Raw genomic sequence first — 25,204 nt, 5'->3', positions numbered from 1 at the left:
CCAATATAAACTTAAAAAATCTATTAAAAAATATTAGATTACCAAAAAACAATAGGATAAAAATTTGCCATTTACACTTAAAAAACACAAAGCTATCAAAGGTAAAAAAATACAAATATTTTTGATACATGAGTTAGGTCTAGACCCTAAAATAGGGCAAAGACTCACATCAAAAGGAAGAATTTTTGATGAAAACATGAACACTATAAATACTGGGGAAACTATTCCAACTGATTACATTTATATAGCTGTTTTTGAGGGTGTTTCAAAGGGCTTAAAACCTCTTCTTGAGTTTACTGATTTTGCAATTTTTGATAAACCTACAAATCTTATGGTTCACCCAATTTCAAAAAGTACACCTTACTCTTTACTTGATGAAATTAGGTTTCATTTTGGGGAAGATGCAAATTTAATTCATAGAATTGACGCTGAAACATCAGGTTTGATTATCGTTGGGAAAAACAAAAAAAGCGAAATTGCTCTAAAAGAGATGTTCCAAGAAAAAAAATATCATAAATCATATCTGGCAATTGCTCAAGGCGAAATAAAAGAAGAGATTAGAATAGATAAAGGGCTAGATAGAGAAGGGCTTGTAATTGGTGTACGAATGAAAGTTTGCGATGAGGGGAAAGAGTCTATTACTATTATAAAACCTCTTAAATATAATAAAGAAAAAGATTTAACTCTTATTGAAGCCTTACCATTAACAGGGAGACAGCATCAAATTAGAGTTCATTTACACTCAATTGGTCATACAATTTTAGGTGACCCAATTTATGGAGTTGATGATGATAGTGCAGAAAATTATCTAAATAAAACCCTAAGTCTTGAAGATAGATTTGAAGTTACAAAATCAAGTAGATTATGGCTTCATGCTAATTATTTAGAGTTTACATACAAAGATGTAACTTATAAAATATTCTCTAAAAACAAAGACCTTTACAATGAATTTTTAAATTAATCCATTGTAAAAAATAAAGAAACAAGAACAATCATAAGCTCAAAAGAGACTAAAATAGCTAAATCTTTTTTACTAAAGTTTCTATTTTGAGACTTATTTTTAATATTCAATATGCTTCCTTTATTGATTTAAAGAGCAATTAAAACAGTTACTAATATCATCACAAGCAGCACAAGCAGGGGCTGTTTTGCCAATACAATCATACAAATACTTTTTCCATCGTTTATCTTGAGGTTTTAGTTTTGCTAATGAGGTGAAATTTTTGCTCATAAATTTCCCCATCTCTTCTCTACTTTCTAAACCTAAATCTGAGTATAAATGTCCCATTTGTAATGAAGTTTTTGCAATCCATGGAGCTAGTTCATCTTTTGCATATTTGTCATTTGCATGACTTTGAAGAAGTTCTAAAATTTCACTTTCCATTGTTATATGTACTAAACTACTCATGGGATACTCCTTATTTTACATCACAAAATTCTAACTCAAGTGATTTTGGTTTTTTTAATCCATTATTATTATCTATAAATAAATTATTCAAATTAGTTAGATTTTTAATTGACTCTGGAATAGAATTTAAATCATTATCTTCTACATCTAACTCTTGAAGATTTACTAAATCACCTATTAAATCAGGCAACTCATCTAATTTATTTGAACTAACTGACAAAGTACTAAGTTTATTTAACTTACAAATATCTTTTGGAAGTTTTATTAATAAGTTATTGTCCAAAATTAATATTTTTAAGTCTTCTAAACGACTAATATCAAAATCTAAAGATGTTAAATTATTCCCACTCAAATCAAGTTTTATAAGCATATCGTGAGATTCTAAAGATGGTAATTCTTTTAAACTATTTCCTTCTAAAATAAGAGTCTCTAACTCTTTTATTCTTGATAAAGAAGAGGGCAAAGAAGTTAAATGATTGAACGATAAATCCAAATAATAAAGCTGTTGCATATTCTCAAAAATATCAGGAATATCTTCTAACTCATTTGTTTCAAGTGAGAGATATAAAAGTTTTGATAATTTTTTGAAATCTTCATCTAAACTCTCAATTCTATTTGCAGCAAGGGTAAGTCTAGTTAGTGATTTTAAATCATAAAAACCTTTTGGTAAGGCTTTTAGTCTATTTACATTTAGATTTAATATCATTAGATTTGCTAGATTTCCTATTTCTGTTGGTAACTCTTCAATTAAATTATTTTCACATTGAAGATTTCTTAAGTTTTTTAATTCTCCAATTGCTTTTGGAAGTTTTCTAAGTTTGTTATTTGAGAGTTTTAAAACGCTTAGATTTTTTAAAATTCCAATTGATTCAGGTAAATCTTTTAAATTTCTTTTTGATAAATCTAAATGTGTTAATAACTCCAAATCATCTTCAACAACTGACATTATAGGTGTTAAATCGTTAGCTCTTATCCATTTTACAAAATGTTCGATATCGTAACTCATTCGTCATCCTTTAATCTATCGTTTTTCGCATCAATTAAAAATGCAATCTCTTCATAATCAACTTCACCAAATTCAACCATGTTAAATAGAGCCATTAAAGGTCTTCTACAACAAGTTTGACTACAGCCAGTAACAAGTTTTTTTGCTTTTTTATATGGTAAGTCAGTTTCTTCAAATATTTTTTGTGCTTGAAGAATGGTCATTCCCCCACATTCACAAATTTGTTTATCTTTTAAATTTTCCATTATATACTACTTTAAGTATGGATGTCGTTCTAAAAACTCATTAACAATTTTCATTCCAGAATCTATATCTTGGCTCAATTTTGGTAATCTCACATAATCAGTCCAAATAGAATCTTCAACGATGTCATGAACTTCACCTGCTAACTCAACAACTTTTCTTTTATATTTAGCCAACTCTTTTTTTAACTCTTTTTGCTCATGTGTTAATTCCATAATTACTCCTTTAAATTGCGTATAAATTATCTAGTATGATGTTTGGTTTTTCATTCAAATACATAAGTTTAAAATCCCCATAAATTTTAAACTTATAGCTTTGATATAAATCCACTATCTCTTTTACATTTTTTGGAGCATATCCATAAATGCTTTTTAATCCTCGATAATATAAAACTCCTCGCAAAAGCTTCTCAGCATCTAAAAAGGCTTCATTATCCATAATCCAAGGTGAGATTTTTATAAATCTTTTGTTTACCACATAAGAGTGCAAAAATCCATATCCAGTAGAGAGTTTCAAAGAATTAGTAAAAACACAATCTGTTTTTAAATACTCATCTCTATTTAAATTAAAAACTTTTCTATCAACTCTTTTTGCAACTTCTGCGTAGTGTTCACCACTAACTTGTTTTGCTGTTGAATTTGAAAAGTTAAAAGCAACAGATTCGCCTGAATGCATAAATCTTAGAAAATCACTATAAGTTTTAAATCCTAATTCTTCCAACTGTTTACTTTTATCATTTTCAATTAAAACTAAAATATTTTCTTCAGGAAAATTTCTCAGTAACAAAGAGATTAATCTTTTTAGAATATCTTCATATTTACTTATCACATCAATCACATTTATATACAAATAATTCTCAAAAATATAAGCACTTAAAATGCCAACTATTTTTGAATCTTCATAGGCTGCAAAACAGTGTTGAGGATAAACATGATATGTTTGTTTTAATAGTTCTAAATCAAATAGAGGATTTTCAATTAATAAATCCTCTAATGATTCTTCAAATCCATTTTTTAAATATCCAATGAACATAGGTATAACTCTTTTAATTCATTTGTACTTAAAACTTTTTTCCTATTCGTAACGATTTCTCGCACCTTTGGAAGAATTTTTTGTACAATTTCTAGATTTGGATTAATTCCAACAGCTTTCAAATGATAAACCAATGTTGAGCTACCTGAGTGTTTTCCAATTGGGAAAGTTCGTTTTAATCCAACTTCATCTGGAGTAAAAGGCTCATAAGCCTGATTTGATTTCATCATACCATTTACATGAATACCAGATTCATGTGAAAATATGTTTTTACCAATAATTGGTAAATTTGTATCTATTCTTCTATTTGAAGCGCTACTTACAGTTTTGATAAGAGCTTTTAATACTTTTGAATTTATATGAACATCTTTTCCTAATAATCTCAAAGACATCAATACTTGTTCAAAACTAGCATTTCCAGCTCTCTCACCAATACCAATAACTGTAGTGTTAGCACTCATAGCACCAGCTTCATAACCAGCAATCGCATTTGCCGTTGCCATTCCAAAATCATTGTGAGTGTGCATTTCTATATCTAAAAGATTTGAAGAACTTAAATCTTTGATATTTTCATAAGTTTTATGAGGTGTTAAAATGCCAACCGTATCACAATATCTAAATCTATTTGCACCAAGTTCTTTCCCCAATGTCATAATCTCTTTTAAAAAAGAGTTGTTCGCGCGACTTGAATCTTCTCCACCGATACAAACAAATAAATTTTCTTTTTTGGCTTGTAAAATTACTTCTTCTAATTGTTTTAGTAATCTTGTTTTATCTCCACCAAATTTAATGTCAATCAAAATATCTGAAACAGGTATAGATAAGTCAACTGCTTTTAATCCACACTTTAATGATGCTTCTAAATCACTCATCGTAGCTCTATTCCAGCTCATTATTGGAATAGGTAAATTAAGAGCAAGAATCTCTTTTAAGTCATCTTGTTCTTTTTTTCCCATTGCAGGAATTCCTACTTCAAGCTCATCTGCACCAGCTTCATATAAAAGCCTTGCTATTTGTAACTTCTCTTTTAAGTTGAAAGCTACGTATGGCGTTTGTTCACCATCTCTTAAAGTTGTATCATTAATAATTGGCATTATACTAACCTTTAATTTCGATATAAATATTCATGCAAATAGTGTTCCGAAGTGAGGCTTGTTGAAAAGAATTTGGGAAATATTAGAATAGGAATTTGTAAATTCTAGTTTTTACACTTTGAGAATATATAAAACTTAATAAAATAAAATTGAGTCATTTGAATAGTATAATTATAAATAATATGATTAAAAAAGTATACATTACCAATCTAGAGCTTGGTAACAAAAAAAACCTATCTAATATCCAATATTACATCAGGTTTGCTACCATCTAAACATGCCCAATTACCACAAGAACCAATTACTATATTTCTCCTAGGATTACCACAATTTTGATTCTTCTTTAGTGTACTATCAATCAATTTTCTCGGTAAATAATCTATAGTTTGTGAATACTTTATATAAAAATTTAAATCTTGTTCTTTTAAAAAAAGAAAAATCTCTTCTTGAAGTTCTTTTTTATTTTTATGTTCACAAAAATATTTTTTAGTTTCAAATGAAAGATTCTGATTATCTAGTTTATGTATGTTTATTTCATTTTTCCATTTATCATAAGAGAATAGTGAGTTTGAAATAAAAGTTATTAGTATTATTGTTTTAATTAAATTCATAACATCATTGTATATAATTATATATTTTTAATCTCTTAAATAATTTTCCTCGGTCCCAACAAATAAAGTGAAATAAAGGGGACAATCAACTTTTCATAAAATAAGAATTAACTCAAAAAGAATGTGAAATTATTCCAAAACTTCTAACTCTTCAGCCTTAATAAGTTCTAAATCTTTAGCTTCCAATTTGTCATAAGAAAAAACAAAACAGCAGGGTTTTGTAGTGATTTCTTTTTCAATAGTTAAAAATCTATCATAGTCAGTTAGTGTTACGATTTTTTGTGCACGAAGTTGTTTTAGTGGGAAACCAATAAAACCGTGTGAAGTGGTAATTGTAATTAGCTCCATTAATTCATTGTTTATAGAGATTGGTCCATTACCTTTTAGAAGGATTACTGTAGGTTTTGTTTTCATAAGTTAGGGATTACCCTAACTCATGTTCAGTTTTATTTTCTGCATAAAAATATCTTTGAACTGCTGCGAAAACTGATTTTTCTATTGGTTGAAGAGCATAAGAATCATCACAAATCAAGTTAATTGATTTTAATTCATCCATTGGACAACCACCAATTTTTTCAGTTAATAATAAATCCACATCTTTTAATGTATTTTTAATATCTTCAATTGGATAAGAACCATCACAATCTTCAGGCCCTTTACAATATGGATTTTCTACTTTTCTGTGCATTACAAATTTAATTGCTTTATCACCAGCTTCGTAGATTAAGAACTCTTTAGCATTACCAAAGTGTAAGTTAATAGTTCCCTCACCAGCAGTTGTTACAGCTACAAGTTTAGTCTCACCTGTTGAACTTAATTGCTCTTTAGATGCTTGTGCGATTTTTACTTTTTCATTTGCAACTTCAAGAGCCGCTCTCCAGTTTTCAATAACTTGGTGTTTAGCAGCTCGAGCTGAGATATCATATTTTTTTGTTAAATCTTCCCAGTCCATTTTTACAAAAGTATCTTTTGTAAACTCGTCCCCTCTATCTTCACCAATTAGTCCAACAGCATCAGCTCGACACTGTCTACAGTGAGACATTAATTTCATATCCATTCCACAAGCTTCTTGTGCAGCCATAACTTCTTGATCAGTTGCACTTTCTTGTCCATTTAGTCCATAATATGTACCAAATTCAGGTTTAGATAAAAGTGGCATAATGTTATGTAAAAATACACCTAACTCTTTTAATTTTTTAGCAACATTTGGTAATTCTTTATCATTAACACCTGGAATTAAAACAGAGTTTGCTTTAACTAAAATTCCTCTATCTGTTAACATCTTGATTCCCTCAAGTTGTCTTTGTAAAAGGATTTTTGCAGCTTCTTTTCCAAATACTTTTTTATGATTCCATAAAATCCAAGGATAAATTTTTGAACCAACTTCACCAGTTTCATCAACAGAGTTGATTGTAACTGTTACGTGGTCAACATTGTATTTTACAATTTGGTCAATAAAATCTGGAAGCATAAGTCCGTTTGTAGATAAACACATTTTTAAGTCTGGTGCTTTTTCATATAGCATTTTAAATGTTTTAAAAGTTTTTTCAGGGTTTGCTAATGCGTCACCAGGACCTGCGATTCCTACAACAGAAAGTTGTTGGATTTCTCCACCAACAAATAAAATCTTCTTAACTGCTTCTTCTGGTGATAATTTACCACTAGTAACACCTGGTCTACTCTCATTTGAACAATCATATTTTCTATTACAGTAGTTACATTGAATATTACAAGCTGGTGCAACGGCAACATGAATCCTTGCATAGTGTTGGTGAGCACCTTCACTATAACATGGATGATTATTAATTTTTGCCATTACCTCTTCTTGGATTGATTCTTGAGAACTACTTGAAGTACACGAACAACTCATAGATAACTCCTTATTTAAATTTAGAAATATAATGCACATATTGTTCCACACGAATTTTAGGAATAGTAAATGCAAGTTTTTAATAAAAAAAAGGATTCAAGATGAGAATACAAGAAGAGATAAAAAAAGAGCTACTAAAAGAAGTGTATGGGAATATTGATAATATCTATGATTTCGTAAGTTTGAGATTCAGTCTTGACAAGCCATGTGATGAAGCAGTTATAAAAAAATTGAATGAATTAAAAGATGTGCTTTATAAAGTTTCAAGTTTGAGCGATTTAAATTAAGATAAATAAGCGATGAGTACATGTTTTAGTTAAACCCCTGTAAAGTTTTATACTCATCGGTTATTCATCTTGATTTAGTTCATATCTATTTCAATCATTTTACCATTAACTATCTGTGCAAATTCTTTACCGAATTCAAAACAATCTTCTAATTCCTCTTTTGTAGGTATTAATTTTATCTTCATAGGTTCAATTGGAGGAACTCTAAAATGCAAAGATTTCATTCTATCAAGAATCATATTAACAGCTTCTCCACTCCAACCATAAGAGCCAAATGCCATTCCAGTTTTTCCTCTTTTTTCCAAATACATCATACAAGACAATAAATCCCAAACTGGTTTTGGTGCATCTGCGTTTATTGTGGGAGTTCCTATTAATATTCCATCACTCTCTTCAAGAATATCTATCATATTTTGTTCTTCTATTGAAGCTAAATCATATAAACTTGCACGAATAGTTTTAATACTTTCAGCACCATCAAAAATAGCATCTGCCATATCTCTTGTATTTTTATAACTTGTTAGATAAAAAATAGAGATGATTTTGTTATTCTCTTTTATATTTTCAGGTCTAGTTAAACTCCATTTTCTATAAAGTTCAATATATTTATATGGTTTTTCTCTAATAATTGGACCATGTAAAGTAGCTATCATCTTTATATCAAGTTTATCATATAACTTTAACGCACTTAATACATAAGATTTAAAAGGTCTCATTATATGGTCATAGTAATACTTAAATGAGTAAGAAAAATCTCCAACTAAATCATCAAAAAGTCTTTTATCATAATAGTGACTTCCAAAAACATCTCCACTAAATAGAAGTGAATCTTCAACCACATAAGAACTCATTGTCTCTGGCCAATGTAAATATGGAGTTGTTAAAAATCTAATTGTTTTATCACCCAAAGTCAAACTTTTATTTGTCCAAACTGTTTCAAAATTAATATTTTCATTGTTTGTAATAGCTTTTAACATTGGTGTTGCTTGGGGTGAAATTAAAACTTTTGCATTTGGAACTCTTTTGATTAATTCAGGAATTGCCCCTGCATGGTCTGGTTCTAAATGATGACAAATAACATATTTTATTTCATCATAAGAGCAAAGTTGTTCAATTTTTGAGAAAAACTCTTTTTCAAAACCTAATTTAACAGTATCAACAATAATAACACCTTCACTTGTTTTTATTAAGTAGGCGTTATATGAAGACCCATTTGCTGTTTTCATGATAATATCAAAAGTTCTAATATCAGGGTCAAAAGCCCCTATAAAAAATATATTATTTGCTATTTCTACTGGTTTTTTATGATTCATTTTCTAATAACCTTCTCATCCATATTGGAGGATTAGATCTCATTTTTATAAGTAAATTTAGAATATCTTCAATCTTTTCATTTTCTTTTGCTGATTGCATAGGGAAAATTTTACAAGCTTGAACCATTCTTGAAGCCTTTGGTCCAATTTGTTGAACATATAAAATGTCACTATCTTCCAAACACTCTATTTTGTAAGTCAATTTTTCTATTTCATCTGAAATTTCTATTGATGAATCAATACTTTTCACAAAATTGTAAGAATCTTCTAGGATTTCATAAATATAAAACTCTTTGCACCAACCAAAATGTTGGTTAACATGAATATTATCAGTGGATGCAAATGCGATTTTCATAATACATAAATCCTTACTCTTTTATCTATTACTTGTTCAATTGTATTTTTAATCATCTCATAAGTACCAGTTGAAGCAATTGAACAGCCAACACAAGCCCCTTGATATGCAAGTCTTAACTCAATTTCTGGTTCATTTAGATAATCAAGTAAAATTATATTTCCACCATCTTTTTTTAGAATTGGTCTAATAAATCTCTCTAGTGCATCGTTTAAAATCTCAAGTTGGTCTTCTAAACCTTTAGCTCTAAAGTTTCTATTTAATTCCCCATCTTCTAAAGGTTTATCAACACCTGTTAACTGAACAGTTGCCATTACATGACCAGCCTTTGCTGCTTTTAACATACAGTCAAAACCTTCTTTTACACCATGTAAATCAGTTCTATCTTTTAATTGAATTAAGGCAAGTCTAAATGCAGCTTGAACATGATTTTTTGCAACTGCTCGTCTAAAATAATCAATTGCTTTTGTTATGTCTTCTTCAACACCAATTTTTGTTTGGTACATTAATGCTAAATTAAAATTAGCAGAATCATTATCATAAGCACTTGCTTGTTCAAACCACTCTTTTGCTTTTGTATAATCTTTTTCAACACCTTCACCTTTTAAATACATCAAACCTAAGTTTGCCATTGCTTGGTCATTTTTTAATTTGGCTTCTTCTATCCAAATATCATGTGCTTTTTTGAAATCTTTGTTTTTATATGCCTCAAGTGCAGCTCTATGTTCCATAAATCTTCTTCCTTCATTTGGATTTGGGATTGGATTATTCAATTCTAATTGTTTTTGTAAATGTTTCTTTAAATACTCTTTTGCCAATAAAACAGCTTCTTCATAATCTTCACTAGAAGCTTTTATGTCAAAATCTATATATTCTACTAAGAAAGCATCACCAATTTCATTTTCTCCACTATAAACTTCAAGGGGATAATTTAATGATAAATAATAATCCAAATCTTTTTTCATATACTAAAACCTACTTTTTTTATTTTGCTTTGCAAGTACAACCGCCATTACCTGAATCTAAAAGTGTTGAACTATTTTCTTTTGTAACTTCAATACAATCACAAGTTGATAACTGCATATAAATCGCATCTATACTTAAATGAGTTTTTAAACAGCTATAAACTTTCAAACCTTTTTCAATTAAATATTCATAAACCTTATCGCCCATATAATAAAAAATTGTGCTGTCGATATTTTGAGAAGAGATAAATTTTGCAGTATTAAGCCCATCTCCACAAGCAGGATTTTCTACAACTTTAAAACTTCCTGTTTCTTCATCTAAAAAGGCAAAAAATGCGCTGTTTCCATAAAGTTTAGAAATTTCTGTTGATCCTTCATTATCCAATGGTATTGCTATCATTTTAACTCCTTTTATTTATATTTTTATGTATGCAAATAGTATTCCTTAGTAGTGAGGAATACAAGTTGCATTACATTATTTAATAAAATCCAATATAAAGAGTCTATTATGGTAAATAAAAAATTAATTCGAGAACTCTTGAGCGAAAGCGATTGCTCACATAATAAAACAAAAAAATCTTCATGTGATAAACCAAAACCAGGAGCAACAAGTGGTGGTTGTGCATTTGAGGGAGCACAAATTTCACTTTTTCCATTTGCAGATGTTATTCATTTAGTTCATTCACCTGCAACTTGTATAGGAGCTTCATGGGAAACTAGACAAACTCTTACTTCTCATAAAGGGGAAAATAACACAGTTATGGGTTACACAACTGATGTTAATACAAATGACATCATTTTTGGTGGAGATAAAAAACTTGAAGAGTCTATTGATTATATAGTTGAAAATAAAAAACCAAAAGGTATTTTTGTATATGAAACTTGTGTTACAGCCATGATTGGTGATGACATGGACAATGTTTGTGGAAGAATGGAAAAGAAACATGGTATTCCAATTGTTGTTATTCACTCTCCTGGTTTCGTTGGTGGTAAAAATTTAGGTTCAAGACTTGGTGGAGAATCAGTTTTACACCAATTAATTGGAACAAAAGAACCTGAAGAGATTCATCCTTTTGGAATAAATTTAATTGGTGAATACAATGTTACAGGTGATATGTGGCAATACACACCACTTTTAGAAAAAATAGGGATAAAAGTAATTTCAACACTAGCAGGTGATGGAAGAATAGAAAATATTCAAATGGCTCATACAGCAAAGTTAAATGTTATTGTTTGTGCAAAATCACTAATTTCATTAACTAGAAAAATGCAAGAGAAATATCAAATTCCATATATCTCTATCTCATTTTATGGTAAACGTGACACATCAAATGCAATAAGAAGTATTGTAAATGCTTTTGGTGATGAAGCACTAACAGCTCGAGCTGAAGCTTTAATTGCAGAAGAAGAAGCAAAACTTGAAGAGATTTTAATCCCTTATAGAAAAATATTAGAGGGTAAAAAAGCTATTTTAAATACAGGTGGAAATAAAACTTGGTCGATAGCTTCTGCTTTACAAGATATAGGAGTTGATGTTGTTGCAACTAGCGTTCAAAAAGCAACTTTAGAAGATAAAGAGATTTGTGCACAATATGTAAAAATCCTAATAACAAACCCAGGAGTTGAACAAGCTCAATTAATAGATGAACATAAAATTGATATTTTACTAGCAGGTGGAAGAAGTTTATATACAGCTATTAAGAAGAAAGTAGCCTTTGTAGATGTAAACCAAGAGAAAAAAGTATCTTATGGAGCATATGCAGGACTTGTAAATCTAGCAATTGATGTTTGTAATGCCGTAAATAACAAAGTATTTAAAGTGGTAGGTGCACCTGAACCTTGGTTAGATAAATAGTTTTTTTTAACTTTTATTTTTTATTTTATTGAATAATTAATCTACTTTTTCTGTGATATAATTTATTAGTTTATTAATTTTTATTAATAGATTTTAAATTTGACTTAGAGGTATGGAATTAATTTAATATAAAGAGTGGTACAAAGAAATGAAAGAGGAAATAAAACTAAATAGAAACACTATGATTGTTTCTGAAACTAATGAAAAAGGTATCATTGTTTATGCAAATGATGACTTCTGCTCTATTGCTGGTTACACAAAAGATGAACTAATTGGTCAGCCTCATAATATGGTTAGGCATCCCGATATGCCAAAAGCTGCTTTTGAAGATTTATGGAAAACTATTCAATCTGGTAACGTCTGGAAGGGAATAGTAAAAAACAAGACAAAAAATGGTGATTTTTATTGGGTAAATGCAACTGCATATCCATCTAAAACTCATGATGGGAAAATACGATATATTTCAGTAAGAGTTAGTCCAACTCAAGATGAAATAAGAAATGCAGAATTTTTATATAAATCACTAAAATAAGGACTTTCCTATGTTTTTCCCAAATAAAGGTAATGAAGCTATCTTAAAAGCTTTAGATGATATAGACTCTTTTATAAACAATAATATTAACTCTATACCTCACATAGAGGGAACTTGTTCAGGTTTTAATTTAGAAATTAAAAAGAAACTTGAAAAAATTTCTTCTTCTTTAAGAATAAAAAATGATGAAGAACTGAAGGTTTATGGTGAAATTATGTTAATTTCAGAGAAATTATCTGATGGAAATATAAATGATAAAATCTATCATACAAAAACTTCAAATGAGAAATTAAATTACATTGCTAAAACTTTTAATAATTTGGTTGATCATTTAAAATATATGGTACAAACAATTTTAGACGTATTAGCAGAGTATTCAAAACATAATTATTTAAGAAAAGTTGAAATTCCAAACCTAAAAGGCGAATTCAAAATGCTAATAGAGGGAGTAAATACTTTAAGAGGAACTATTACTTTAATGTTAAAAGAGAATAAAGAAAATGGACTAACACTCGACAGAACTTCAGATATTTTATTAACAAATGTAGATAAATTAAATCAAAGTTCTAACGAAGCAGCAGTAAGCCTTGAACAATCAGCTGCTGCTATGGAGCAAATAACAAGTAATATTAAAAATAACACAGAAAATATCGCTAAAATGGCAAAACTTTCAGATGAACTAATCACAGCCACAAATACTGGTGAAAATTTAGCGAATCAAACAACGGTCGCTATGGAAGAGATAAATACTCAAGTAAATTCAATAAGTGAAGCAATTAGTATTATTGACCAAATTGCTTTTCAAACAAATATACTTTCTTTAAATGCAGCTGTTGAAGCAGCAACAGCTGGCGAAGCCGGTCGTGGTTTTGCCGTAGTAGCAGCTGAGGTAAGAAATCTTGCTGCTAGAAGTGCAGAGGCAGCTAAAGAGATAAAAAATATAGTTGAAATTGCAACTATAAAAGCAAATAATGGAAAAAATATTGCAAATAAAATGATAAGTGGATATAGAGATTTAAGTGAAAATATTTCCCATACTACAAATATTATTCAAGATATTCAATTTGCATCAAAAGAACAATTAGATGGAATAGTTCAAATTAATGATGCAATAAACCTTTTAGATAGACAAACACAAGTCAATGCAAGTATTGCTACGGAATCTCATGATGTAGCCCTAGTTACAGATAAAATCTCTAAACTGATTGTTGAAAATGCAGATAAAAAGCAGTTTGAAGGCAAAGATGAAGTAAAAATAAAAGTTGAGTTATAACTTAGGAATAGTTCTTGCATAATCTTCCATAATTATCCATTCAAGGAAATATTATGGAAGCAATATCAGCAAAACCTTTACAATTAAATCCAATAAAATTATCTCAACCAATGGGAGCAATGTTATGCTTCTTAGGTATAAAAAACTGTATGCCTTTAATGCACGGTGCTCAAGGCTGTGCTTCTTTTTCTAAAGTATTTTTCACAAGACATTTTAATGACCCAATCGCAGTTCAAACAACAGCTGTAAATGATATTACAGCTGTTATTGATGGTGGAGATTATGCCATTTCTGAGAGTATTAAAAATATCACTGCAAAGGTAAAACCTGATTTAGTGGGACTCTTTACAACTGGTCTTACTGAAACAAAAGGTGATGACATTAAGGGTGCAAGTAAACTTGTTGAAGATATTCAACAAATGGTTTATGTAAATACTCCTGATTTTGAAGGCTCAATTGAGAGTGGTTTTTCAAAATCTATTGAAGCAATAATTCAACAATTAGTTCAATCTTCAAGTGAAATTGACTCAAATAAAGCTCTAATAATCCCAAATGTAAATTTAAAACCAATAGAAGTGGAAAAAATCAAAGATACTATCTCTTTATTTGGTTATGAAGTTTTTTCACTTCCAGATTTAAGTGAATCACTTGATGGTCATTTAGGATTAAAACAAGGTGCACTAACAAGTGGTGGAATATCTGTGGAGGATATTAAAAAACTAGGCAGTTCTTCACTTGTTTTTACAATTGGTAAAAGTGTAGAAAAATGTGGTGAAAAAATTCTTGAAAAAAATCCAAATATAAAACTATTTCACTTTGATTCTTTAGGTGGATTAGAAGCAAGTGATAAATTCTTCAAAATCTTATGCAAAGTAAAAAATATTTCTCAACCACATCCTTCAATTGTAAGGTGGAGAAAAAGACACCAAGATGCACTTTTAGATACTCACTTTGTTATTGGAAGCGCAAATGTTGTAATTGCCCTTGAGCCTGACCAAGCTATTAGTGTAGCAAATACAATCATTGAAGCAGGGGCTCATATTAAAGCCATAGTAACCACTCATAGAAATGATTTATTAGATGAAATTCCATGTGATAATCTTATGATTGGGGATTTTGAAGATGTGGAATCATTTTTGCATGAGAGTGATTTAGTTATATCAAATTTTCATGCAGAAAGACTTGCAATTAAACACAAAAAAGCCTTGTTAGTTCGTGGTTATCCTGATTTTGAAAGCTTAGGAAACCAACTAAAAAATGACATTTTATATGAGGGAAGCTCATATTTGCTTTTTGAATTAGCAAATTTGATAAATCATCATAAATTAGGAGTTGAAAATGAGCATTAATCCAACTTTACAATTAGTTCCATTTACAAGTGTAAAAATGTTAAATGAAACAATGAAATTAATAGGAATGCCAAGACTAAATGCACAAATCATCATTACTTTACCAAATATTGATGAGTTTAATGAGCAAATAAAAAATAGCATTCACTGTTCAAAAAATGATATTGAGTGTTTTATTATAACTTCAAGTTCAAAAGAAGAGATAAAAAATGTTCTAGACAAATTTGAGTTAAATGAAACAATGGTATCTAATGATTTTAAATCATTTGCAAAAATATTTAATCTAAAAGACAATGAGAATAAATTAATAAAATCTTTAATAATGATAAATAAAGATTGTCAAATAATACACAAGGAAATTTTATAAATGGAAGTTACATACAAAAATAAAAACTATACTTTAGGAAAAAAAGATAGAAAAGTTGAAGGTGAAGCACCTGCTGTTAGAGTGAAAATGGTTAATAATGAAGATAAAGTAATTGGTTTAATGGCTCCTGCTGTTCAAGTTATGATTACTTTAAATGATATTAATAAATATAGTAGTGAAATACATAAAGTAATAAATACAACAAAAAGAAAAGTTAATGCTTATATTATTACTTCAAGCGATGAAGAACAAATAGAAGATATTGCAGAGAAATTTGCTTTAGAAAAAGATTTTATTTCAAACGATTTTAAAAACTTTTCTCTTAAATTTGGTGTAAATATTGATGATTCAATGCTTGCAAACTCAATTTTTGTTATTGACAAAGAGGGAGTTATAAAATACAAAGAGATTCCCTCAGATTTAGAAGAAGATTTTAAAGTAGATGATTTTTCTATTACTTTAAATGAAGTTGTAAATTTTAAACCAACAGGTCACACTCACGAAAACTGGATGGGTATTTGATATGACAACTCTATTAAAAGAGTGGCTTATCCAAAATGAATATCCAATTAATGATTTAAATGCCGTAGGGAAATATGGAAATTCTCCACTTATGAAAGCAAGTAGAGAAGCTAATATCGTAATAGTTGATGAATTATTATCTTTAAATGCCGATTTAAATATCAAAAATGTAGATGGAAATTCAGCACTTTGGAATGCCTGTTTTGGGAACTCTTATGAATGTTTTGAAGCTTTGGTAAAAGCTGGAATTGATATAGATTCACAAAATGTAAATGATGTGACTGCATTAATGTATTGTGCAAGTGCTGGAAAAGATGATTTTGTAGAATTACTTTTAAAACACAATGCAAGAACTGACTTTGAAAGCTTAGATGGATTTAAAGCAATCGATTTAGCTGTAACTCCAAAAATTGTAAAACTACTAAAAAATGCAAATTTATCATGACCAAACTGATATAAATCAAAAAAAGTATTTTAATCAAGCAAACTTTATAGATTATAGAACTCAACCCAGAGCTTATAAAAAATATCCTCATTTTTATCAAAGATTTAATCTTGATGATTATGAGGAGTTAAAATTTATAAAAAACTTCGGGAAAATCACCGCAACAAAAACCTATGGAAAAGAAAAAGTTGATTTAAGGGCAAATCCAAGTGCTGGAGGCTTATATCCTTGTGAGATTTATATTCAGATTCGTGCTGTAAAAGGTTTCATAAGTGGAATTTATCACTATGAAGCACTTGAAAACAATCTTACTTTAATTCATGAATTAAGTAATGATGGAGTTGAATTTTATTTTAAAGAAAAAGTTCAAAGAAAATTTGTAATTTTAATCTCAAATGCTTATTTTAGAAGCGTATGGAAATATGAAAAAAGAGCAATAAGATACCTTTTACTTGATACTGGTCACCAATTAGGCTCAATTATTTCAGCTTTAGAATTAACAGATTTAGAGTACGAGATTGATTTTAATTTTGATAAAAACAGTTTAAATGAAGAGTTTTCCTTTGATAATTATGAATCTTTTTATACAAGTATCACTGTAAAATCTGATAAAACAAACGAACCAAAAAAACTAAGGTCACCAATAATAAATATATCTGCTTGTGATTATCAATTAAAAGAACTTTTTGTAGAAAATTTTTATAAAGATTGTCAAAAAGATGAATATGAAAAAATACCAAATATAAACTTACTAAATGATATTCAAAATGAACAACTTGAAAATGCCATAAATAATAGACGTTCAATCAGAGCATTTATAAATGAATCCATTTCAGAAGAGGATTTTTTATTTATTACAAAAAATATTTTTGATTTTGCAAATAAATTTGGCATTGAAATATATTTTGTTAATAATAATATTCAAGGGATAAGTAAAGGTCTTTACAAAAATGTAAGCTTAATAAAACAAGGTGATTTCAAAGATAAAATGACAAATCTTGCCTTAAATCAAAAACTCTCAGGCCAAAGCTCCTTTACACTGATTTTTACAAGTAAAGTTGGTCACAACTACTTCTATTGCTATATTCTTACAGGTTTTATTGCTCATATTTTATATTTAAGAGCAACAACTTTGAACTTGAATTGTAGTGGAATTGGTGCATATTTTGATGATTCTTGTAAAGATTTTTTAGAGACAAAAAACAATATTTTTTATCTTTTTGCCATAGGAAAATAAAATTTAATTTTATGGAACACTAATTGCATATATCCTAAAAGAATATAACTTTTAGGATAGTAAGATGAAAAGTATAAAAATACAAACAAACCAACCAACAAGTGGAACTGTTAGAATTGCTTTTGCTACAAGTGATTTAGAAAATATTGACTCACACTTTGGAAGTGCAAAACAATTTGCAGTTTATGAAGTAGGTAAAGAGTCAACAACTGTTTGTGAAATCATAAAAATTGAAGATAAAGATACTGATAAAACTGTTGAATTATTAAAAGGTATAGATATTGTTTATTTTACAAATATTGGAGCAATTGCTGCTGCAAAAATTATAAACAATGGAATTTTCCCTATTAAATATAAAGATGTAGTTTCAATTGAAGAAGAAATTAAAAAATTGACAACTATGTTAAATACAAATCCACCTCCATTTATTAAAAAAATTATTGAAAAAAAGGCTGCCTAATATGGATGCTAAAAAACTATTTATTGAAACTTTAGTTGGACAAGTAAGAGCTTTAGACCAATTCGGAACTTGGACTGGTAAAAGTAATGAAGAACTAATTGTTGAAAAATATATACGAACAAAAGAAGATTTAAAAAATATTCCTATTATTGCGGATATTGATGAGATGCAAATCAAAGATATAAGACTTATTTTTCAAGCAGTTGCACTTGCATTTGAAAAAATTACAGGTGTTATGGCTTCTGTTGTAATGGAAATGAGTCATGAAGGATTTGGAAGAGTTGTAGTTTTCGCAGGGAAAATTGTTCTTTGTGAAAAATTCTTCAAAGATGCACATAGATACTCTTTTAGAACCTATGAGGATTTAGAAAAAGAGGGTGAAAAGTTTCTTATAAATGCTCAAGAAACTTATGATAAGTATAAAAATATATAAATAATTTGAGTTGAAAGGTTAAATATGAATATTGGAATATTTTGTGGAACAGCTGGTGGAACATCAATGGCTGTTGCTAAAGCACTAGCAAAAGAGTTTGATGTTGATGAAATTATAAATATGGAAGAAGATTTTGACAATGTTGATCAACTTCTAGAGTATGACATTTTATTTTTAGGAAGTTCAACTTGGGGACAAGGTGATGTTCACCACTCATGGGTTGATCCAATTCTAGAAATAGAGTCTGATAATATTGATTTCTCTGGAAAAACTGTTGCATTTTTTGGAGCAGGGGATTGTGTAAAACATGGTGAGCATTTCTGCTCAGCACTGGGAAAACTTTACAAAACATTCACAAAAGCTGGAGCTAATGCAGTTGGATTTGTTCCAGTAGATGGTTATAAATATGAGTTCTCTTTAGCTCAAATGGATGATAAACTTTGTGGTTTAGCAATAGATAACCATAATGAAAAAGGTAAAACAAAAGAGAGAATTAAGAACTGGATTGAAACATTAAAAGATGAAGTAGACTTATAAAAAAAGGATATGAAATGCAAAGTGTAAATGATTTTTATAAACTAAGAGATACAGAAGATTTCTTTAATTTTTTTGGTCTTGAATTTGATCAAAAATTAATAAATGTAAAAAGATTTCATATGATGAAAGAGTATGGAAGTCTAATTAAAAAGGGGCTTGACTCTATTACAGATGAAAATAAACTTTTAGAATTTCTAAAATTCTCACTACTTAGAGTTTATGGTGACTATAAAACTGGTCACTCTCCAAGTGCTGCCGATGTTTGGAATATGTATGAAACTGGTAAATTAGATGGTTGTTCATCATGTGGAACAGCAACTACTGGAACTACTCAAGGAGGAAGTTGTGGGTGTTAATCATAAAGACATAGTTGATGCAGATACAATTTTACATGATAGTGTAACTGCATCAAGATCAGGTAGAGATGAAGATGAACCAAAATTTGGTATAGGTCAAAAAGTAAAACTTCTTGAAGATATTAAAAATGATGGAACATATCCTCACGCTCCTGTGGGAACTATTATGGTTCAAGCAGGTGCTATTGGTTATATAAAATCAATTGGAGAGTTTTTACAAGTAATTAGAGTTTATGAAGTCCATTTTTTAGATTTAAATGCTCTTATTGAAGTAGTTGGTTGCCGGGAACACGAACTATTAGCAATGGAAGATTATAGAGATGAAGTAAAAGAAGAGCTTGAATTCATGAGATTACATAGAGAAAAATATTACTCAAAATAGTTTTCATTCAAGCCAAGTGAAAAAGTTTAAAAGAACTTTTTCACTTGGCTTGGTAATCTTATTTTAGTAAACAAGTCTATTAAAAAGTAGTAAGGAGGAAAAGTATGGCAAAAGTGATTTTTATGCATTTTGACACGGTAACTGATGGGGTATATGATGCCAAAACTGGTGAACCTATTGTTAGGTTAGCAAAAGAGAAGAATGTACCAATTCCATTTGCAACTGATGGTGATTATTCTAAGTGTTTAATTTATGTTGAAAACTTAAGTGATGAAGAACCAACAAGTTATATGGAAGATGAAGAGTTAGATATTTTAGTTAAACTTGGAGCAATAACTGCAAGTGAAGCTGAACAATGTCAACAATTTACAATCAGTCCAAAAGTTAGAATTGCACCAATGATGTTAATCAAAGGTGATATTTTAGTAAAACCATTCAAATTAAAATAAGGGAAATAAGATGACAACAAGAGTAGAAATCGTAAATGACTTTTTAGCAATTAATGTAAAACCAGGAAGTACAATTCAAGATGTTGTTGAAGCATCTGGTTCAGCTTTACCATTTGGTTGTAGAGATGGTGAATGTGGAACATGTTTAGTTTCAATTGAGCAAGGTATGGAATTTATCTCTGAAATCAATGAAAAAGAGAAAAAAGTTATTGCTGAAGCTGGTGCTGGTATGAATATTGAAAAAGCAAGATTATCTTGTCAAATGAAAATAGTTAAACCAAACGGTGTAATTAGAATTAAGTATTAAAAAATATACTAAGGAATGTCCAAATTCGTTAAGAATTTGGGCAAAATAATATTATGGCACAAACACTTTCAATATCAACTGCTCAAAAGCAGAATTTAAATCTATCATTAAAGTTGTGGCTTCCAATGCTACAGACATCAATCCAAGATTTAGAATCGTACTTGACAAATTTGTCATACGAAAATCCCTTTTTGGAAGTAACAAAATCGAAAGATTTTTATAGTAATTTTACTTCAAATGGTACAAGTGGAGAGTTTATTGAATCACTAGCTTTTTATACAAAATCTTTGAATGATAAAATTAGTGAACAAATTGAAAATGAAACACTATTTCCAACTCCAAATTCACAAAAAGTTGCACTTGAAATCTTGTGTGATATTGATGAAAATGGATATTTTGATGGAGATATAGAAAAAATAGCGATTACTTGTAATGTTTATAAAGAGTATGTTGAATCAATTAGACAAAGATTTGCAAGATTAGAACCAAGTGGTGTTGGCGCTTTAAATCTTCAAGAGTCTTTCTTATTTCAATTAGATTCATTTGATAAAAAAATTGATGATGAATTATATAATTTCACAAAAAAAATTATAAAAGATATTGCACATGTTGATAAATATGCAAGTCATCATAGATTTAATGATGCAAAAGATATTATTAAATATTTTAATAATCCACCAGCAATTGATTATATAAATGATAATGTTCAAGTTGTTCCAGATTTTTTCATAGAAATAAATGAAGACATAGATATAAAAATAAATAATGCCTATTATCCAGATATAAAAGTAAAAAATCCATTTATTACAAAAAATGAAAATATAAAAGAAAAACTAAAAGAAGCAAAAGATTTAGTAAATTTACTAAATTTGCGAAAATCAACCCTTTATAAAATTGTTTTAATTATTGTAGAAAAACAAATATCTTTTTTTGTTGGAGGAGAGTTAAGACCTTTTTCTATGCAAGAAATAGCAGCTGAATTAGGATTTGCAGAATCAACAATAAGTAGAGCAGTAGCAAATAAATATGTAGAATGTAACTTAGGGATTTTCCCACTTAAATTCTTTTTTTCAAATGCTGTTGATAAGGATTTATCTTCTTCTCAAATAAAAAGTTATATAAAAAGTTTAGTTGATTATGAAAATAAAGAAGAACCTTTAACTGACGAAAGTATTTTAGAATTTATAGAGACTAAATTTAATCTTAAAATGGTGAGAAGAACCATAACTAAATATAGAAAAATATTAGATATACCATCTTCAAAAGAGAGAAAAAAACTCTACAAGGTAGAAAATCTATAAATTCTTCACTTAATATATGCATTAAAATACCAATAAAAGTAATATTTTATTGGAATACAAGAAATTTATTATTTTTTACAAAGAAAATAATAAATGATACTATTTTAATACACTTTATCACTATTATTTTAAAATAACATTATCATTAAGATGATACCTCATTTTAATAATAATAATTTAAGGAGCATTATTATGTTTAATATAGGGAAAACAGAAGAAGAAAAAGGACGATTAGTTGCAATGGATGAAAATTTTGCAATTATTTCATTTAAACCAGATGGTACAATAATACATGCAAATGATAATTTTTTAAATGTTCTTGGTTATAAATTAAATGAAGTGGTTGGTAATCATCACCGAATGTTCTGTAATAAAACATATACAACTACAACAGCTTATACAGAATTTTGGAATAATTTAGATAAAGGAATATCTCAAATAAATGAGTTTGAAAGAATTCATAAAAATGGTACTTCTGTTTGGATTCAAGCTTCATATACTCCTGTAAAAAATAAAAGTGGAAAAGTAACTCGTGTTATTAAATTTGCACAAGATATTACAGAAGCTAAAAAAGTAATTGATGCTGTGAAAAAAGCTATTGAGTTAGCAAAAACAGGAATTATGAAACAAACTATAACTGCATCAACTAAAAATGAAGGTATAGAAGAACTTAAAAATGGTGTTAATGACTTATTTGAAATTGTATCTGCAAAAGTTGATGGGGATTTAAATAAAATATCAGAAGCTTTAATAGCTTTTCAAAAATTAGACTTTAGACATAGAATTACAGGAAATAATTTAGGAGAAGTATCTGTTGGATTAAATAGTCTTGCAAATGTTGTAAATGATATGTTAGTTGAAAATAAATCAAATGGATTAACATTAGATGAAAGCTCAGATATTCTATTAAGAAATGTTGATAAATTAAATATCAGTTCAAATGAAGCAGCAGCAAGCCTAGAAGAAACAGCAGCAGCCTTAGAAGAGATAACATCAAATATTAGAAATAATACGCAAAATATTCAAAAAATGGCAACATATTCAAGTAGTGTTACAAAATCTGCAAAAGATGGAGAGAATTTAGCAAACCAAACAACAGTTGCTATGGAAGAGATAAATGTTCAAGTAAATTCAATCAATGAAGCAATAACAGTAATTGACCAAATAGCATTTCAAACAAATATTCTTTCTTTAAATGCAGCTGTAGAAGCAGCAACAGCAGGAGAAGCAGGAAAAGGATTTGCAGTAGTTGCAGCAGAAGTAAGAAATCTTGCAAGTAGAAGTGCAGAAGCAGCAAAAGAGATAAAAAACATAGTAGGAAATGCAACTTCAAAAGCCAATCAAGGTAAAGAAATAGCAAATCATATGATAAATGGGTATAAAGAGTTAAATCAAAATATAACAAATACTATAAATTTAATTCAAGATATAGAGATGTCAAGTAAAGAACAGCTTACAGGTATAGAACAAATTAATGATGCTGTTACTCAATTAGACCAACAAACACAACAAAATGCCATGGTAGCTTCTCAAACACATGATGTTGCCATGAATACTGATACAATAGCAAAACTTATAGTTTCAAATGCAAATGAAAAAGAGTTTATTGGTAAAAATGATGTTAAAGCTAAAAAAATAAATATTAAATAAAAAAGGAAAGTTTGAAACTTTCCTTTTTAAAATAAAAGAAAATGATTAAAACATGGAAATTTATAAGAAAATGAAAGATTCATAGGATAATTAATATCATATTTTTATATAATACCCATTATATAGAAAGGATTTCTATGAATACTCAACAAATCAATCTATTATCTACTTTATTTAATGAATCCCTTGATGCTATTTTAATTCTTGATTTAAAAACACAAAAATTTATCTTGTATAACCAAACAGCTTTAGATTTATATAACTATTCAGAAGAAGAGATTAAACAAATCACTCCGAAAGATTTAACTTTAGAATTTATGACTAATGAAGAGATGGGGGAAAGACAAAAAAATATTGTTGAAAAAGGTTGGGATAAATTTACAACTAAACATAAAACAAAAGATGGAAAAGCGCTAGATGTTTTAATCAAAAGTAAAAAGATTGAACTAAACCAAGAGACTCCATTGTTATATATAACCATTATTAATTTAGGAAAAGAACAAAAATTAGAACAAGAGTTTGAAACAATATTTTATAGTTCAAAAGATGGAATTGCTACCATTGATTTAGATGGTAATTTTATAAAGTTTAATGACTCATTTAAACAATTAAGTGAATATACTTATAATGAACTTATTAATATTCCAACTTTTCAACTATTCCCACAAGCAAGTAAAGAAAAAATTCAAGAACTAATAAATCAAGTAATTAAAGAAAAATATATCGAAAATTTTGAGGCAACTTTTATTACAAAATATGGAAAATCAATGATTATTTATATTACGATGAATTTAATGCCAAATCAAAAAGAGATTTTATTAATTATCAAGAATTTTACTCTTTTAAAACTCATAGAATTAGAGAAAAAGTTTAAATCACTAAATGAATTAATTCAAAATATTTCACACCAATGGAAACAACCATTAAGTACAATTTCAATTATTGCTAGTGGAATTAAACTACAAAGAGAACTAAATTTATATGATATTTCAAATTTAGATAATGATATGAGCAAAATTGTAGAAATTACAAATTATTTATCAAATATAATTAATAATTTTGACGATATGGCTTTTGAAACTTTCGGAAAGGCTTATAGTATTTGTCAACTAATCAGTGAAATTTTACATGAAATGAAAAAAAATTTCGAAAAAAATCATATAAAAATAATAACAAACTATAAAGTTGATAATAAAATTTATATAGATAAATTTAAATTTTCTGAAGCAATTAAAAATATTCTAAATAATTCAATTGAAGCATTTATTGAAACCAATGTTGAAAATAGAGTAATTATAATAAAAACTGAAAGTATAAATAATCATCTTAACCTAAAAATCCAAGATAATGCAGGTGGGATTGATGAAAAGATACTTTCAAAAATAATTGAACCATATTTCACAACAAAACATCAAAGTCAAGGTACAGGATTAGGATTAACCAACACATATAAAACTATTGTTGAAATGCATAAATACTTACTATCTTTTGATAATAGTGAAATGTTATTTGAAAATAAAAACTATAAAAGTTTAAATGTAACTATTACATTTTAGTAGGAGATT

Annotated in this window: 32 protein-coding genes and 1 pseudogene; 20 read left to right on the top strand and 13 right to left on the bottom strand. The window is 28.3% G+C overall.

Annotation, left to right across the window (positions count from 1 at the left end; all coding sequences use genetic code 11):
* The first annotated feature begins 64 nt into the window (after positions 1-64).
* Positions 65-961, top strand: a complete 897-nt coding sequence (locus tag AVENP_RS00365; RefSeq protein ID WP_128358232.1) for an RluA family pseudouridine synthase — start codon at positions 65-67, stop codon at positions 959-961.
* Positions 962-1,081: 120 nt separating this feature from the next.
* Here the strand turns inward: AVENP_RS00365 and AVENP_RS00360 are convergent, their stop codons facing one another.
* The 9 genes from AVENP_RS00360 to nifB all read right to left on the bottom strand — a co-directional run bounded on the left by AVENP_RS00360 (position 1,082) and on the right by nifB (position 7,264).
* Positions 1,082-1,408 carry a nitrogen fixation protein NifQ gene (locus AVENP_RS00360; protein WP_128358231.1) on the bottom strand — a complete coding sequence of 109 codons (327 nt, stop codon included), beginning with the start codon at positions 1,406-1,408 and terminating at the stop codon, positions 1,082-1,084.
* Positions 1,409-1,418: 10 nt separating this feature from the next.
* Entirely contained in the window at positions 1,419-2,414 is a 996-nt protein-coding gene (locus tag AVENP_RS00355) for a leucine-rich repeat domain-containing protein (protein ID WP_128358230.1), read from the bottom strand.
* Positions 2,411-2,659, bottom strand: coding sequence for a hypothetical protein (locus AVENP_RS00350; protein WP_128358229.1), 249 nt, complete (start codon positions 2,657-2,659; stop codon positions 2,411-2,413). Before AVENP_RS00350 ends, AVENP_RS00355 begins: the two co-directional genes overlap by 4 nt.
* A gap of 6 nt (positions 2,660-2,665) precedes the next feature.
* A complete protein-coding gene (locus AVENP_RS00345; RefSeq protein ID WP_128358228.1) occupies positions 2,666-2,872 on the bottom strand; it encodes a CCE_0567 family metalloprotein in 207 nt (68 codons plus the stop codon).
* Between the two features lie 10 nt (positions 2,873-2,882).
* Complete coding sequence (locus tag AVENP_RS00340; RefSeq protein ID WP_128358227.1) at positions 2,883-3,689, bottom strand: hypothetical protein; 807 nt, start codon at positions 3,687-3,689, stop codon at positions 2,883-2,885.
* Complete coding sequence (nifV, locus tag AVENP_RS00335) at positions 3,671-4,783, bottom strand: homocitrate synthase (RefSeq protein ID WP_128358226.1); 1,113 nt, start codon at positions 4,781-4,783, stop codon at positions 3,671-3,673. The genes AVENP_RS00340 and nifV overlap by 19 nt, the downstream gene beginning before the upstream one ends.
* A 233-nt stretch (positions 4,784-5,016) precedes the next feature.
* On the bottom strand, positions 5,017-5,394 hold the full coding sequence (locus AVENP_RS00330) for a hypothetical protein (protein WP_128358225.1): 378 nt from the start codon (positions 5,392-5,394) through the stop codon (positions 5,017-5,019).
* A gap of 129 nt (positions 5,395-5,523) precedes the next feature.
* Entirely contained in the window at positions 5,524-5,808 is a 285-nt protein-coding gene (locus AVENP_RS00325) for a hypothetical protein (RefSeq protein WP_128358224.1), read from the bottom strand.
* A gap of 10 nt (positions 5,809-5,818) precedes the next feature.
* Complete coding sequence (gene nifB / locus AVENP_RS00320) at positions 5,819-7,264, bottom strand: nitrogenase cofactor biosynthesis protein NifB (RefSeq protein WP_128358223.1); 1,446 nt, start codon at positions 7,262-7,264, stop codon at positions 5,819-5,821.
* 101 nt (positions 7,265-7,365) lie between these two features.
* Here nifB and AVENP_RS00315 point away from each other — a divergent pair, with 101 nt between their 5' ends.
* Positions 7,366-7,551: a hypothetical protein gene (locus AVENP_RS00315; protein WP_128358222.1), complete on the top strand. Its 186-nt coding sequence runs from the start codon at positions 7,366-7,368 to the stop codon at positions 7,549-7,551.
* Positions 7,552-7,625: 74 nt separating this feature from the next.
* Here the strand turns inward: AVENP_RS00315 and AVENP_RS00310 are convergent, their stop codons facing one another.
* From AVENP_RS00310 to AVENP_RS00295, 4 genes are read right to left on the bottom strand one after another with little or no spacing between them, the layout of a single operon-like run.
* On the bottom strand, positions 7,626-8,864 hold the full coding sequence (locus tag AVENP_RS00310) for an FprA family A-type flavoprotein (RefSeq protein ID WP_128358221.1): 1,239 nt from the start codon (positions 8,862-8,864) through the stop codon (positions 7,626-7,628).
* A complete protein-coding gene (locus tag AVENP_RS00305) occupies positions 8,854-9,219 on the bottom strand; it encodes a NifB/NifX family molybdenum-iron cluster-binding protein (protein ID WP_128358220.1) in 366 nt (121 codons plus the stop codon). The genes AVENP_RS00310 and AVENP_RS00305 overlap by 11 nt, the downstream gene beginning before the upstream one ends.
* The gene (locus AVENP_RS00300) at positions 9,216-10,184 is read right to left on the bottom strand and encodes a NifU family protein (RefSeq protein WP_128358219.1); all 969 of its coding nucleotides are present in this window, start codon (positions 10,182-10,184) and stop codon (positions 9,216-9,218) included. The genes AVENP_RS00305 and AVENP_RS00300 overlap by 4 nt, the downstream gene beginning before the upstream one ends.
* A gap of 19 nt (positions 10,185-10,203) precedes the next feature.
* Entirely contained in the window at positions 10,204-10,584 is a 381-nt protein-coding gene (locus tag AVENP_RS00295) for a NifB/NifX family molybdenum-iron cluster-binding protein (protein ID WP_128358218.1), read from the bottom strand.
* A 108-nt stretch (positions 10,585-10,692) separates the two neighbouring features.
* On the opposite strand from AVENP_RS00295, the gene AVENP_RS00290 reads away from it, so the two are divergent.
* The 18 genes and pseudogenes from AVENP_RS00290 to AVENP_RS00205 all read left to right on the top strand — a co-directional run bounded on the left by AVENP_RS00290 (position 10,693) and on the right by AVENP_RS00205 (position 25,195).
* A complete protein-coding gene (locus AVENP_RS00290) occupies positions 10,693-12,039 on the top strand; it encodes a nitrogenase component 1 (RefSeq protein ID WP_128358217.1) in 1,347 nt (448 codons plus the stop codon).
* Between the two features lie 148 nt (positions 12,040-12,187).
* Positions 12,188-12,571, top strand: a complete 384-nt coding sequence (locus AVENP_RS00285) for a PAS domain-containing protein (protein ID WP_128358216.1) — start codon at positions 12,188-12,190, stop codon at positions 12,569-12,571.
* Between the two features lie 361 nt (positions 12,572-12,932).
* A pseudogene (locus AVENP_RS00280) lies at positions 12,933-13,844 on the top strand (methyl-accepting chemotaxis protein); the annotation flags it as partial.
* A gap of 53 nt (positions 13,845-13,897) precedes the next feature.
* Complete coding sequence (gene nifN / locus AVENP_RS00275; RefSeq protein WP_128358214.1) at positions 13,898-15,193, top strand: nitrogenase iron-molybdenum cofactor biosynthesis protein NifN; 1,296 nt, start codon at positions 13,898-13,900, stop codon at positions 15,191-15,193.
* The gene (locus tag AVENP_RS00270) at positions 15,183-15,560 is read left to right on the top strand and encodes a hypothetical protein (RefSeq protein ID WP_128358213.1); all 378 of its coding nucleotides are present in this window, start codon (positions 15,183-15,185) and stop codon (positions 15,558-15,560) included. The genes nifN and AVENP_RS00270 overlap by 11 nt, the downstream gene beginning before the upstream one ends.
* Positions 15,561-16,082: a redoxin domain-containing protein gene (locus AVENP_RS00265; RefSeq protein ID WP_128358212.1), complete on the top strand. Its 522-nt coding sequence runs from the start codon at positions 15,561-15,563 to the stop codon at positions 16,080-16,082.
* Position 16,083: 1 nt separating this feature from the next.
* Entirely contained in the window at positions 16,084-16,527 is a 444-nt protein-coding gene (locus tag AVENP_RS00260; RefSeq protein ID WP_128358211.1) for an ankyrin repeat domain-containing protein, read from the top strand.
* Positions 16,511-17,764, top strand: coding sequence for a SagB/ThcOx family dehydrogenase (locus tag AVENP_RS00255; protein ID WP_128358210.1), 1,254 nt, complete (start codon positions 16,511-16,513; stop codon positions 17,762-17,764). Before AVENP_RS00260 ends, AVENP_RS00255 begins: the two co-directional genes overlap by 17 nt.
* A gap of 64 nt (positions 17,765-17,828) precedes the next feature.
* On the top strand, positions 17,829-18,224 hold the full coding sequence (gene nifX / locus AVENP_RS00250) for a nitrogen fixation protein NifX (RefSeq protein ID WP_128358209.1): 396 nt from the start codon (positions 17,829-17,831) through the stop codon (positions 18,222-18,224).
* Between the two features lies 1 nt (position 18,225).
* Positions 18,226-18,657 (top strand): NifX-associated nitrogen fixation protein, encoded by a 432-nt coding sequence (locus tag AVENP_RS00245; protein ID WP_128358208.1) that lies wholly within the window; start codon positions 18,226-18,228, stop codon positions 18,655-18,657.
* A 24-nt stretch (positions 18,658-18,681) separates the two neighbouring features.
* On the top strand, positions 18,682-19,194 hold the full coding sequence (locus AVENP_RS00240) for a flavodoxin (RefSeq protein WP_128358207.1): 513 nt from the start codon (positions 18,682-18,684) through the stop codon (positions 19,192-19,194).
* 14 nt (positions 19,195-19,208) lie between these two features.
* Positions 19,209-19,550, top strand: coding sequence for a nitrogenase-stabilizing/protective protein NifW (locus tag AVENP_RS00235; RefSeq protein WP_128358206.1), 342 nt, complete (start codon positions 19,209-19,211; stop codon positions 19,548-19,550).
* Positions 19,540-19,932 (top strand): nitrogen fixation protein NifZ, encoded by a 393-nt coding sequence (locus AVENP_RS00230; RefSeq protein ID WP_228201849.1) that lies wholly within the window; start codon positions 19,540-19,542, stop codon positions 19,930-19,932. The genes AVENP_RS00235 and AVENP_RS00230 overlap by 11 nt, the downstream gene beginning before the upstream one ends.
* A gap of 104 nt (positions 19,933-20,036) precedes the next feature.
* Positions 20,037-20,381, top strand: a complete 345-nt coding sequence (locus AVENP_RS00225; RefSeq protein ID WP_128358204.1) for a hypothetical protein — start codon at positions 20,037-20,039, stop codon at positions 20,379-20,381.
* Positions 20,382-20,391: 10 nt separating this feature from the next.
* Positions 20,392-20,688 (top strand): 2Fe-2S iron-sulfur cluster-binding protein, encoded by a 297-nt coding sequence (locus AVENP_RS00220; RefSeq protein ID WP_128358203.1) that lies wholly within the window; start codon positions 20,392-20,394, stop codon positions 20,686-20,688.
* 53 nt (positions 20,689-20,741) lie between these two features.
* Positions 20,742-21,989 (top strand): RNA polymerase factor sigma-54, encoded by a 1,248-nt coding sequence (locus tag AVENP_RS00215; RefSeq protein ID WP_128358202.1) that lies wholly within the window; start codon positions 20,742-20,744, stop codon positions 21,987-21,989.
* A gap of 150 nt (positions 21,990-22,139) precedes the next feature.
* Positions 22,140-23,639 carry a methyl-accepting chemotaxis protein gene (locus AVENP_RS00210; protein WP_488153802.1) on the top strand — a complete coding sequence of 500 codons (1,500 nt, stop codon included), beginning with the start codon at positions 22,140-22,142 and terminating at the stop codon, positions 23,637-23,639.
* A gap of 137 nt (positions 23,640-23,776) precedes the next feature.
* Positions 23,777-25,195: a sensor histidine kinase gene (locus AVENP_RS00205; protein ID WP_128359764.1), complete on the top strand. Its 1,419-nt coding sequence runs from the start codon at positions 23,777-23,779 to the stop codon at positions 25,193-25,195.
* Positions 25,196-25,204: the final 9 nt, after the last annotated feature.

This window comes from Arcobacter venerupis (assembly GCF_013201665.1).
In the GTDB taxonomy this organism is placed as follows: domain Bacteria; phylum Campylobacterota; class Campylobacteria; order Campylobacterales; family Arcobacteraceae; genus Aliarcobacter; species Aliarcobacter venerupis.
Note: the sequence above shows the minus strand (reverse complement) of the source record. Positions and strands in the feature narration are given on the sequence as shown.